The organism is Actinosynnema pretiosum (genome assembly GCF_002354875.1).
Classification (GTDB): domain Bacteria; phylum Actinomycetota; class Actinomycetes; order Mycobacteriales; family Pseudonocardiaceae; genus Actinosynnema; species Actinosynnema auranticum.
Genome location: NZ_CP023445.1, coordinates 2,370,223 through 2,382,352, shown reverse-complemented (window position 1 = coordinate 2,382,352; position 12,130 = coordinate 2,370,223). Strand labels below are relative to the sequence as shown.

Sequence of the window (12,130 nt, the reverse complement as noted above, 5' to 3'; positions counted from 1 at the left end):
GTCCGGCAGCGGAAGATCCCGTTCCAACACCCTCGGACCTCTCCCGATCGGGTGGTTCTCCCGGCCCGCGAGCACCCCCGCACGCTTGACTCCAACCCTATCCAGATACTCTCAACATCCGAATGATGAGAACATCTGAATTACCGACCTGGAGCGCCCCGTGACCAACCCCGTCCTCGACCCCCGCGACCCCAAGACCCTGCTCGACCCCTTCACCGCGCACAGCACCGCCCGCGAGCAGTCCCCCATCGCCCTGATGCCCGTCCCCGGCCTGGGCGACCTGCGCGTCGCCACCCGCCACGACGACGCCAAGGCCGTGCTGTCCGACCCCCGCCTGCGGGTGGGCGCGAACAGCTTCACCGGCCTCCCCGGCATCCCCGCCCACTGCCTCCGCTACATGCGCACGATGTCCGAGCTGAACGGCCCCGAGCACCAGCGCGTCCGCAGGCTCGCCACGCCCGCGTTCACCGCCCGCCGCGCCGCCGGGTTCCGCCCCAGGATCACCGAGCTGGTGACCGCCCTCCTCGACGCGCTGCCCGACGACGGCGAGGCCGACCTGCTCGCCGACTACGCCGCCCCGCTGCCCAGCGACGTCGTCTGCGAGCTCGTCGGCATCCCCGAGGCGGACCGGGAGCGGTGGCGCGCCCACGGCTCGGCCGTCGTCTCCGGGAACCTTCAAGGCCTCGTCGCCGCCGTCCCCGACGTCATCGAAGGCGCGAAGGCGGCCATCGCGCACCGCCGCGCGCACCCCGGCGACGACCTGCTGTCCTGGCTGCTGGAGGTCGAGGACGGCCTCACCGACACCGAGCTGGTCACCCTCGTCTGGCACCTCGTGCTCGCGGGCCAGACCCCGGCCAACCTCGTCGTCAACGCCCTGGAGGCCCTGCTGACCCACCCCGACCAGCTGGCCCTCCTGCGCGAGCGCCCCGAGCTGGCCCCGCGCGCGGTGGAGGAGCTGACCCGCTGGGCGAGCCCGCAGCTGATGGCCACCCCGAGGTTCGCGGCCGGGGAGGTGGAGGTCGGCGGCGAGCCGGTCCCCGCGGGCGCGCCGGTCGTCGCGTCCCTGGTCGGCGCGAACCGCGACCCGCGCGCCTACACCGACCCGGACCGCCTCGACCTCACCCGCGCCGAGGGCGGCCACCTCGCCTACGGCCACGGCCCGCACTTCTGCCTGGGCGCGGCGTTCGCGAAGGTCGAGACCGAGGTCGCGATCACCGAGCTGTTGGCGCGCTACCCGGTCGTCGAGCTGGCCGAGACCCCCGAGCGGGTCCCGGACGGCGGCACCTGGCGGCTGGCGTCGTTGCGGGTGCGCTTGTCCCGAACCGCTTGAACCGGCCGCGCGGGTCGGCCACCGTGGGGTGATGTCGAGCAGCGCTCCACTCCTCACCCTCAAGACCGCGACCTCCCTGCTGGTGCTGCGCACCTCGCTGCGCGCCCGAGCCGCCCTGGGCGACCCGGTCGCCCGCCTGCTGGACACCTCGCCGCGCTGGGACCGGAACCGGGAGCAGGAACGCGTGCGCGCGGGCGGGCGCCTGGGGCGGAGCGACCTCGGGATGCGCGTCACCGCCTCGCACGCCGTGTGCGGCCAGGTGCTGCGCGACCCGGCCTTCGGGGTGCTCCAGCCGCTGCCACCGCCGGAGCTGCCCGGCCCGCGGGGGCGGCTGGTGAACCCGGTGACGGACTCGTTCCTCACCCTCAACCCGCCCGACCACGGCAGGCTGCGCAGGCTGGCCGCCCCGTGGTTCACCCCGCGCGGCCTGCGGGCCAGGCAGGAGTCGGTGCGGCGGGTGGTCGACGAGCACCTGGACGCGCTGGCGGGCCGGGAGCGGTTCGACCTGGTGGAGGACTTCGCGGCGCGGGTCCCGGTGCGGGTGATCGCGGACCTGCTGGGCGTGCCGGGCGGCGACCACTCGGCGTTCGGCCGCTGGGGCAGCGCGATCATCTCGGCGCTGGACGGGGTGCGCTCGGTGCGGCAGGCGCGGGCGCTGGAAGTGGCGCTGGCGGAGTTCGAGGCGTTCCTCGGGGACCTGGTCGAGCACCGCAGGCGCGAGCCGGGCGACGACGTGGTCAGCGCGCTGGCGGCGGAGCCGGGGCTCTCGCGCGAGGACCTGCTGGCGACCACGGAGCTGCTGCTGGTGGCCGGGTTCGAGACGACGGTGAACCTGATCGGGAACGCGGTGCTGGTGCTGCTGGACCGGCCGGAGGACCGGGAGCGGCTGGTCGCGGAGGAGGCGTGGGCGGAGGCCGTGGTGGAGGAGGTGCTGCGGCTGGACCCGCCGGTGCGGTACACGCTGCGGGCGCCGTTCGAGCCGGTGGAGCTGGCGGGGTCGCGGGTGCGGCCCATGACGCCGGTGATGCTGCTGCTGGCGGGCGCGAACCGGGACCCCGAGGTGTTCGCCGAGCCGGACCGGTTCCTGCCGGGGCGCGAGCGCGGGCGCGAGCACCTGGCGTTCTCCTCGGGCATCCACTACTGCCTGGGGGCCGGGTTGGCGCGGATGGAGGCGGTGGCCGCGCTGCGCGGGCTGTTCAGGCGCTTCCCCGACCTGAGGCTCGCGGGACGGGTGCGCTCGCGGCGGTCGGGAACGATCCGGGGGCCGGTGTCCCTGCCCGTTTCCACTTCCGTGGGTCACACGATCGAGCTGAACAAGCGCTGATCACGGGTGGTGCGGCGCGGTTGTGGTGCATCCTGGTTCCAGCGCGGGACTGTCCCGCCGCACCGCCGCCGTGGCGGGCCACCCCGCGCTCCTAACACCCTCGTCGCCCTCCTCCGGGAGGGCGGCGAGGTGTTGTGCGCTCCAGCGCATCCCTCTCGGTTGACCCTCGTCACTTTCCAGCCTTCCGGGCTGCCCTCGCAGCTCCCGCAAACTGTACCTTCCGGAAGGTACAGTTTGGTCGGGCGACAGCGCCCGGGAGCGGAACGAGGTCGTCATGACGACGGTGAACGCGCCCACCGGCACGTCCCACCGGTGGACCCTGCTGGTCACGGTCGCGCTGGGCCTGCTGATGATCACCTTGGACAACTCGGTGCTCTACACCGCCCTGCCCACCCTGACCGAGGACCTGGGGGCCGGCGCCACCCAGAGCCTGTGGATCATCAACGCGTACCCGCTGGTCATGGCCGGTCTGCTGCTCGGCGCGGGCACCCTCGGCGACCGCGTCGGCCACCGCCTGATGTTCCTGGTCGGCCTCGTGCTGTTCGGCGCCGCCTCGGTCGTGGCCGCCTTCGCCACCTCCCCCGAGGTCCTGATCGCGGCCCGCGCCGTGCTGGCCGTGGGCGCCGCGACGATGATGCCCGCGACGCTCGCCCTGATCCGCCTGTCCTTCACCGACGAGCGCGAGCGCAACCTCGCGATCGCCGTGTGGGGCAGCGTCGCCGTGGTCGGCGCGGCGCTCGGCCCGGTGCTGGGCGGCCTGCTGCTGCGGCACTTCTGGTGGGGCTCGGTGTTCCTGGTCAACGTGCCGGTGGTGCTCGTGGCGCTCGTCGCGACCGCGCTGGTGGCCCCGAAGGGCGTCGCCGACCGCTCGAAGCAGTGGGACGCGTTGTCATCGTTGCAGGTCATGGTCGGTCTGGTCGGCCTGGTGCTGGTGGTCAAGGAGCTGGCGGCGGCCACCGTCTCGCTGCCGGTGCTGGCCGTGGCGCTGCCCGCGTCGGCCGCGGGGTTCTGGGCGTTCGCCCGCCGCCAGCGCTCGCTCGCGCACCCGCTGCTGGACTTCGCGCTGTTCCGGAACCCGGTGTTCCTGGCGGGCGCGCTGAGCGCGGGCGTGGCGATGTTCGCGATGGCGGGCGTGCAGCTGGTGACGACGCAGCGGTTCCAGCTCGTCGCCGGGTTCAGCCCGCTCGAAGCCGGGCTGGTGGTCGCCACCGCCGCCGCCGGTTCGCTGGTCACCGGCCTCCTCGGCGGGGCGTTCCTGCACGTCGTGGGCTTGCGCGTGCTGATCGTGGGCGGTCTTGCCGTGACGGCGGTGGGCGTGGTGTGGACGGCGCTGGCGCTGCCCGCCGGGCTCGGCTGGCTGATCGCGGGACTGGTGGTCGCGGGCCTGGGCATGGGCGGGGTGATGGGCGTGGCGTCGTCGGCGATCATCGGCAGCGCGCCCGCGCACCGGGCCGGGATGGCCTCGTCGGTCGAGGAGGTGTCCTACGAGTTCGGCAGCCTCACCGCCGTGGCGCTGCTGGGCAGCCTGCTCACCGGCGTGTACAGCGCCGTCGTCGACCTGCCCGGTGACGCGCCGCAGGCCGCGCGGGAGAGCCTGGCCGGGGCCGTGACCAGCGCGAACGGTGACCGGTCGGTGCTGGAACCGGCGTTCGCGGCGTTCGACACCGGGTTCACCTGGGTGCTGCTCGTCGCGGCCGGGGTGCTGGTGGCGGGCGCGGTGGCCGCGGCGGTCCTGCTCCGGGGTGACCGGGGTCGGGCTGGGACGATCAGCGGGCACTGAACCACCGCGAGGAGCACCCGAATGCGACAGAGCAACCGCACGAAGATCCTGGAGGCGGCCTTCGCGCTCGTCCAGCGGGAGGGGCTGACCCGGTTGACGCTGGAGTCGGTCGCGGTGGAGGCCGGGCTGACCAAGGGCGGCCTGATGTACCACTTCCCGGCGCGCGAGGCGCTGCTCGTGGCGCTGCACCAGTGGCTGGCCGAGCAGTGGGAGGCGCAGCTGGAGGCGGAGGCGGGCAAGAAGGCCGCCGACACCACGGCGACCGAGCGGCTGACGGCGTACGCGCGGGTGTCGCTGGAGAGCGCGACGCGGGCGGACCTGCAGCTGATGCTGGAGTCGGTGCCGCACGAGGAGACGACCTGGCCGTGGGCGGACGTGCTGGCGAGGTGGAGCGAGCCAGCCGAGAACGCCGAGCACGACGACGCGGCGCTCACCAGGCTGGTCGCGCGGCTGGCCGCCGACGGGCTGTGGATGTACCAGGCGCTCGGCTACGGCGAGCTGTCGCCGGAGCTGCGCGGGCGGCTCACCGAGCGGATCACCCGGCTGGTGGAGGACGCCGAGCGGGGATGATCCGCTGATCGGCTGGGCACGCCCTGCGCGGACTGGACGGTGCGCGACCTGGTGGACCACCTCGTGCGGGAGCAGCTGTGGGCGCCGGAGCTGCTGGCCGGGTGCACGGTCGAGCAGGTCGGCGACCGGTTCGACGGCGACCGGCTCGGCGTGGACCCCCGGCACTCGTGGGTGCTGGCCGCGTCCGCCGCGCGGGAGGCCTGGATCGAGCCGGACGCGCTGGCCAAGCGGGTGCGGCTCAGCTCCGGTGAGGCGGGCGCGGACGAGTACGGGTGGCAGATGACGCTCGACCTGACCGTGCACGCCTGGGACCTGGCCACCGCGGTCGGCGCGGACCGGCGGGTGGACGCGGGGCTCGCCGAGGCGGTGCTGGCGTTCGCCGAGCGCGAGGCGGACGCGTGGAGCGGGAGCGGGCTGTTCGCCGACCCGGTGCCGGTCGGGGCGGACGCCGACGCGCAGACCAGGCTCGTCGCGCTGCTCGGGCGCAGACCCTGATCCGCGCCGAGGGGGAGCTGAGGTCCGAGCGCTCCCCCTCGGTCCGCTGCGGCGCGGGTGGGGCTCCCGCGCCCACGTCCTTGGTAGCGCGCGGCCGTTGTGCGCGGTCGGCGCGCGCCGGGATGACGACGGCCGGACAACGTCAGGGCCCGCTGACCCCCGGCGCCCAGCTCTCCGGCCTGCCGCTCTCGGTGAGCAGCAGCTGCCAGTCTGCGAAGCCGGGGGGCGCGTCGCGCTGCCACGGCCACTTCCCGTCGCCCGAGGGCACCAGGATCTGCACCGCGGCGAAGTCGCCCGAGCCGTAGAGGAGGAACGCGCTGCCCAGGAACTCCGGGTAGAAGCCGCGGAACACCCGCTCGAAGGTCACCGGGGCGTTCTCGAGGAAGTCGAAGTACAGCTTGCCGGGCAGGAACCGCTCGCCGCGGCTGGCGCGGTCCACGTAGGCCCTGATCAGGACCTCGGCGTACTCGTGGTCGAGGCCGACCACCACCGCCTCGGCGACGCCGAACCTGCGCCACGCCCCGACCGAGAACGAGTACATGGCGCCCTCGTCGTCCTGCGGGACGTTGATGATGGCGTGGCCGTGCACCTCGGCCTGCTCCAGCAGCCAGCGGCGGAGGTTCTCTTCCCCTGGGTTCAGCGCGGGTGTCGACACGTCGCCATTGTGCACGCGGGACGGGCGCGCACGGGGCCCGGACTCGGCCGGACCCCGTGCGCCGGGGTCGGACTAGGCGTCGACCTCGGCCATGACCTCGTCGGAGACGTCGAAGTTCGCGAAGACGTTCTGCACGTCGTCGCAGTCCTCCAGCGCGTCGATCAGCTTGAAGATCTTGCGCGCGCCCTCGGCGTCCAGCGGGACCGACACGGACGGCAGGAAGTTCGCGTCGGCCGACTCGTAGTCGTGACCGGCGTCCTGCAGCGCCTTGCGGACCGGGATCAGGTCGCCCGCCTCGGAGACGACCTCGAAGTTGTCACCGAGGTCGTTGACCTCCTCGGCGCCCGCGTCCAGCACCGCCATGAGCAGGTCGTCCTCGGTGAGCCCGTCGTTCTTGGGCACGATCACGACGCCCTTGCGGGCGAACATGTAGGACACCGAGCCGGGGTCGGCCATCTGGCCGCCGTTGCGGGTCATCGCGGTGCGGACCTCGCTGGCCGCGCGGTTGCGGTTGTCGGTCAGGCACTCGACCAGGACCGCGACGCCGTTCGGGCCGTAGCCCTCGTACATGATGGTCTGCCAGTCGGCGCCACCGGCTTCCTCACCACCGCCGCGCTTGCGGGCGCGCTCGATGTTGTCCAGCGGGACCGAGTTCTTGCGGGCCTTCTGGATGGCGTCGTACAGCGTGGGGTTGCCGTCGGGGTCGCCGCCGCCGGTGCGGGCCGCCACCTCGATGTTTTTGATCAACCGCGCGAAGAGCTTGCCGCGCTTGGCGTCGATTGCGGCCTTCTTGTGCTTGGTGGTCGCCCACTTGGAGTGGCCGCTCATGTCTCCTCCGTCGAGTCCTTCAGCCCGCGGCAGCGCGGACCATGTCCGTGAAAAGGCGGTGCACCCGCCCGTCACCGGTCAGTTCCGGGTGGAACGAGGTGGCGAGCACGTTTCCCTGCCGAACCGCGACGATCCTACCGGCGGCGGGGCCCAGGTCATCGGATTCGGGGGCCCTGGCCAGCACCTCCACCCCGTCTCCCGCCGATTCCACCCACGGGGCGCGGATGAAGACGGCGCGCACGGGGCCCTCGTCGAGGCCCTCGAAGGGGAGTTCGGCCTCGAAGGAGTCGACCTGGCGGCCGAAGGCGTTGCGGCGGACCACGACGTCCAGGCCGCCGACCTGCTGCTGGTCGAGGCGGCCGTCGAGGACCCGGTCGGCGAGCAGGACCAGGCCCGCGCAGGAGCCGTAGGCGGGCATCCCGTCCTTGATCCGGGCGCGGAGGGGTTCGAGCAGGTCGAAGGTGTGCAGGAGGCGGGCGATGGTGGTCGACTCCCCGCCGGGGAGGACGAGGCCGTCGACCTCGTCCAGCTCTTCGGGACGCCGCACCGGGCGGGCCAGGACACCGGTCTCGGCCAGCGCTACCAGGTGTTCGCGCACGTCGCCCTGCAGGGCGAGGACACCGACGGTGGACATGTGCGGGGTTCCTTCCTCCGGGCGGGCGTTCCGCCTTCAGGTGACCGGACCGGACGGGGCTCGTGACACCCGTCCGGCCCGATCGGACTACCTGCGGGACGCGAGTGACGCGGTCCCGCGCTGCGCCCGGCGGCGTGGTGGGCGGCCGGACGACGGATTGGAGGAAGGCTCGCTTCCGCGTCTCCGACGCTAGAGCGTCCGCGCCGCGCGTGCCGCTGGGCTTGGGCAAGGCTTGATGTTGTGATCACCACAGGGGTGCGGGGTGTTCGGGGCGAGGGGCGCTGATTAGAACACCCGTTCGAGCTATTGCCCCGAGTGGCCCACGGGTCGATCATTGAGCCATGCAGCCGAATTCGAACACCTGTTCGACGTATTGCTCATTGCTCCGGTATGCGGGGGCGCGGTGCTCCGTGCCACTCGAACCGCCGGTGTCCGACTTATCGCGACATCCGACGAGGCCGCCACGGGGGCCGCGATCGGCGACGCGGCGGCCGAGGAGCCGCCGCGCGACGAGGCGTGGCCGGAGAGGGCCCGGTTGGAGAAGGCTCGGTTGGAGAGGGCTGGGTTGGAGAGGGCTCGACTGGAGAAGGCTCGGCGCGGCCGGGGAAGGTGCGGTGCGACTCGCGGGGCGCGAGAGAGGGCGGAGAGGGCGACAGGAAGGCGAGGCCAACCAGCCGGCCGACCGGTCGCACTGACGGCACCTGCAACCGCATCCGCAACCGCGCACCGCCCTCGCACCACTCCCCCTGCCCGAAGAACCAGGCTCGGCGCCAACTCACGCCCGACGCGACCTCACCTGCCGTTCAACCGGGGTCGACCTGCCTCACCCTTACCCGACGCCAGACATGCCCACCGGCAGCCGCGTTCGCCATCAGCCAGGTGCGACATCGAGCCGCACGCGGCAGCTGTGGCGTTCGAACTTGACCCGCGTCGTCACCAACCGCGCTCGGCGAGCCGGTGGGGCTGCGGGAGGTCGTCGACGTTGATGCCGACCATGGCCTCCCCCAGTCCACGGGAGACCTTGGCGATGGTGTCGGGGTCGTCGTAGAAGGTGGTCGCCTTGACGATGGCCTCGGCGCGCTGCGCGGGGTTGCCCGACTTGAAGATGCCTGAACCGACGAACACGCCCTCGGCTCCGAGCTGCATCATCATCGCCGCGTCGGCGGGCGTGGCGATGCCTCCTGCCGTGAACAGCACCACGGGCAGCTTGCCCGCCTCGGCGACCTCGCGAACCAGCTCGTAAGGCGCCTGCAACTCCTTGGCCGCGACGTACAGCTCATCGGAAGGGAGGTTCTGCAAGCGCAAGATCTCCGCCCGGATCTTGCGCATGTGGGTGGTGGCGTTGGAGACGTCACCGGTGCCCGCTTCACCCTTGGACCGGATCATCGCGGCCCCCTCGGTGATGCGCCGCAGCGCCTCACCCAGGTTCGTCGCACCGCACACGAAAGGAACGGTGAACTGCCACTTGTCGATGTGGTTGGCGTAGTCGGCGGGCGTGAGCACCTCGGACTCGTCGACGTAGTCGACACCCAGGGACTGGAGCACCTGGGCCTCGACGAAGTGCCCGATCCGCGCCTTGGCCATGACGGGGATCGACACGGCCGAGATGATCCCCTCGATCATGTCCGGGTCGCTCATCCGCGACACGCCACCCTGGGCGCGGATGTCGGCGGGCACCCGCTCCAGCGCCATGACCGCGACGGCACCCGCGTCCTCCGCGATCTTGGCCTGCTCGGCATCGACCACATCCATGATCACGCCGCCCTTGAGCATCTCCGCCATGCCGCGCTTGACCCGCGCGGTTCCGGTGACCCGAGCGGAGTCGGCGGCACCGTCAGCACCGACACCGTCAGCACCGACGGCAGCAGCGCCACCAGCGGAAGGAGAAGAGGAAGCAACCACGGCAGGACCAGCCCTTTCACAGCGGCAGATGAGGACGAACAGGAGCGTACGTGCGACGTGGCCCGCTGAAAGGAGCCAATCCGCACCGTTCTCAGCAGTCCACTCGCCACCCCGGAACGCCTGCCCGGCACACCCATCAGGAGGTCCAGACGCACCTGCCGGAACCGTCACCCGCCCAGCCCGCGCGCTACCACCGACCAGTGCCCTCCCCTTGTCGCCACGGTCCTCGCGGGTGTGAGATCGAGCACTAAAACTTGCGGAGGGCGGTCTCACATGTTCAGCAAGAACTCCGACAACTCACGTCCGGCAGGCGCGGTCGCCGTGGACGATCCCGGCAAGGTGCGCAACGTCGTCCTCGTCGGTCCGTCCGGGTCGGGCAAGACGACGCTCACCGAGGCCCTGCTGGCCGGAACCGGTGCGCTGAGCCGGGCGGGCTCGGTCGCCGAGGGGAACACGGTGTGCGACCACGATCCGGCCGCTGTGCGGCAGCAGCGGTCGGTCGGGTTGGCCGTGGCGCCGGTGCGGCACGGTGACATCAAGATCAATCTCATCGACACGCCGGGGTACGCCGACTTCGTCGGTGAGCTGCGGGCCGGGTTGCGGGCGGCGGACGCGGCGCTGTTCGTCGTGTGCGCGGCCGAGGGGGTCGACGCGGCGACCACGGCGCTGTGGGCCGAGTGCGCCGCGGTGGGGATGCCGCGCGCGGTCGTCATCTCGCGGACCGACCACCAGCGGGCCGACGTCGCGGCGACCACCGCCGCCTGCCAGGAGGCGTTCGGCGCGGGAGTGGTCCCGCTCTACCTGCCGGGTGGCGGGAGCAGCGGGAGTGACCGGATTGGAGGTGGGAACGAGGGCGGGGAAAGCGACAGGAGCAGAAACGGGGGCAGCGATGGGAGTGGAGGTGGGAGTGGGCTGTTCGCCGGTGGGGTCACCGAGACCGGGCTGGTGAACCTGTTGGCCCAGGTGGAGTTCGCCGAGGAGGAGCACCGGGCGCTGCGGGAGGTGTTGATCGAGGGGATCATCGCCGAGAGCGAGGACGAGACGCTCCTGGAGCGGTACCTCGGGGGCGAGGTGGTCGAGCAGGCCACGTTGGTCGCCGATCTGGAGAAGGCCGTCGCGCGTGGGGCCTTCCACCCGGTCATCCCGGTGTGCGCCACGACCGGGGTGGGGCTGCCCGAGCTGCTCGACGGGATCAGCAGGGCGTTCCCCTCGCCGTTGGAGCACCCGCTGCCCGAGGTGACCGGGGTGGACGGGGCGCCTCGGCCTCGGCTCGCCGTCGACCCGGACGGGCCGCTGGTGGCCGAGGTGGTGCGGACCGCTGTGGACTCGTTCGTCGGGCGGGTGTCGTTGGTCCGGGTGTTCTCGGGGACGCTCCGGCCCGAGCGGGCGGTGCACGTGTCCGGGCACGGGATGGGTGATCGGGGGCACGAGGACCACGACGTGGACGAGCGGGTGGCGCACGTCTACTCGCCGTTGGGCGCGAGCCTGCGGGAGGTGCCCTTCTGCGTGGCCGGGGACCTGTGCGCGGTGACCAAGCTGGGCAGCGCCGAGACCGGGGACACGGTGTCCGCGCCGGACGAGCCGCTGCTCGTGCGGCCGTGGGCGATGCCCGAGCCGTTGCTGCCGGTGGCGGTGGCGGCGCGCAGTCGCAGTGACGAGGACTCGTTGGCGCGCAACCTCGGGAAGCTCGTCGCGGGTGATCCGACGCTGCGGTTGGAGCGGAACACCGAGACGCACCAGCTGGTGCTGTGGTGCATGGGCGAGGCGCACGCGGACGTGGTGCTGGCCAGGTTGCGCGCGGGTGGGACGGAGGTGGACACCGAGCCGGTGCGGGTGGCGCTGCGCGAGACGTTCGCCTCGGTGGCGAAGGGGCACGGCAGGCACGTGAAGCAGTCCGGTGGGCACGGGCAGTACGCGGTGTGCGACGTCGTCGTGGAGCCGCTGCCGCGCGGGGCGGGGTTCGAGTTCGTCGACCGGACGGTCGGCGGTTCGATCCCGAACCAGTTCGTGCCCAGCGTGGAGAAGGGCGTGCGCGCGCAGCTCGAACGCGGGCTGTCCGGGGGTCATCCGGTGGTGGACGTCCGGGTGACGCTGGTGGACGGCAAGGCGCACTCGGTGGACTCGTCGGACGCGGCGTTCCAGACGGCGGGGTCGCTGGCGTTGAAGGACGCCGCCTCGGGCGGGGTGACGGTGTTGCTGGAACCGGTGGACGAGGTGGTGGTGCGGTTGCCGGACGAGCACCTGGGCGCGGTGCTGGGTGATCTGTCGGCCAGGCGGGGGCGGGTGCTGGGCACCGAGGCGGACGTCAGTCCGGGAATCTCGACGATCCGGGCGGAGGTGCCGTGCACCTCGCTGCTGCGCTACGCGGTGGAGTTGCGCTCGCTCACCTCGGGAACGGGGGCGCACACCCGCCACTTCGCCCACTACGAGCCGTTGCGAGCCGCAGCTACAGCCACAGCCACTACCGGCAGCGGTGGCCAGCCCTAGGCAAGGTCTCAGCCCCGGACTCGGCTCCAGCACTGGTCCTGGCCCCAGCACTGGTCCCGACCCCAGCCCTAGTCCTGGCCCCAGCACTGGTCCCGACCCCAGCCCTAGTCCTGGCCCCAGCACTG

At 72.6% G+C, this 12,130-nt stretch carries 10 protein-coding genes; 6 read left to right on the top strand and 4 right to left on the bottom strand.

The window, feature by feature from the left end:
• The first annotated feature begins 160 nt into the window (after nucleotides 1–160).
• The 5 genes from CNX65_RS10780 (at nucleotide 161) to CNX65_RS10760 (ending at nucleotide 5,499) form a co-directional block, all read left to right on the top strand.
• Nucleotides 161–1,330, top strand: a complete 1,170-nt coding sequence (locus tag CNX65_RS10780) for a cytochrome P450 family protein (protein ID WP_096492653.1) — start codon at nucleotides 161–163, stop codon at nucleotides 1,328–1,330.
• 31 nt (nucleotides 1,331–1,361) lie between these two features.
• A complete protein-coding gene (locus CNX65_RS10775) occupies nucleotides 1,362–2,654 on the top strand; it encodes a cytochrome P450 (protein WP_096492652.1) in 1,293 nt (430 codons plus the stop codon).
• Between the two features lie 274 nt (nucleotides 2,655–2,928).
• The gene (locus tag CNX65_RS10770; protein WP_096492651.1) at nucleotides 2,929–4,434 is read left to right on the top strand and encodes an MFS transporter; all 1,506 of its coding nucleotides are present in this window, start codon (nucleotides 2,929–2,931) and stop codon (nucleotides 4,432–4,434) included.
• 21 nt (nucleotides 4,435–4,455) lie between these two features.
• Nucleotides 4,456–5,004, top strand: a complete 549-nt coding sequence (locus CNX65_RS10765) for a TetR/AcrR family transcriptional regulator (RefSeq protein WP_096492650.1) — start codon at nucleotides 4,456–4,458, stop codon at nucleotides 5,002–5,004.
• 12 nt (nucleotides 5,005–5,016) lie between these two features.
• Nucleotides 5,017–5,499 (top strand): TIGR03086 family metal-binding protein, encoded by a 483-nt coding sequence (locus CNX65_RS10760; RefSeq protein ID WP_096492649.1) that lies wholly within the window; start codon nucleotides 5,017–5,019, stop codon nucleotides 5,497–5,499.
• A 142-nt stretch (nucleotides 5,500–5,641) separates the two neighbouring features.
• Here CNX65_RS10760 and CNX65_RS10755 read toward each other — a convergent pair whose 3' ends face one another.
• The 4 genes from CNX65_RS10755 to pdxS form a co-directional block, all read right to left on the bottom strand.
• Nucleotides 5,642–6,154: a DUF4262 domain-containing protein gene (locus tag CNX65_RS10755; protein ID WP_232519779.1), complete on the bottom strand. Its 513-nt coding sequence runs from the start codon at nucleotides 6,152–6,154 to the stop codon at nucleotides 5,642–5,644.
• A 72-nt stretch (nucleotides 6,155–6,226) separates the two neighbouring features.
• A complete protein-coding gene (locus CNX65_RS10750; protein ID WP_096492647.1) occupies nucleotides 6,227–6,982 on the bottom strand; it encodes a YebC/PmpR family DNA-binding transcriptional regulator in 756 nt (251 codons plus the stop codon).
• 19 nt (nucleotides 6,983–7,001) lie between these two features.
• Nucleotides 7,002–7,616 carry a pyridoxal 5'-phosphate synthase glutaminase subunit PdxT gene (gene pdxT / locus CNX65_RS10745; protein ID WP_096492646.1) on the bottom strand — a complete coding sequence of 205 codons (615 nt, stop codon included), beginning with the start codon at nucleotides 7,614–7,616 and terminating at the stop codon, nucleotides 7,002–7,004.
• A gap of 933 nt (nucleotides 7,617–8,549) precedes the next feature.
• A complete protein-coding gene (gene pdxS, locus CNX65_RS10740) occupies nucleotides 8,550–9,518 on the bottom strand; it encodes a pyridoxal 5'-phosphate synthase lyase subunit PdxS (protein ID WP_096492645.1) in 969 nt (322 codons plus the stop codon).
• A gap of 273 nt (nucleotides 9,519–9,791) precedes the next feature.
• Between pdxS and CNX65_RS10735 the strand changes: the two genes are divergently transcribed.
• Nucleotides 9,792–12,005, top strand: a complete 2,214-nt coding sequence (locus CNX65_RS10735) for an elongation factor G-like protein EF-G2 (protein ID WP_096492644.1) — start codon at nucleotides 9,792–9,794, stop codon at nucleotides 12,003–12,005.
• Nucleotides 12,006–12,130 lie beyond the last annotated feature (125 nt).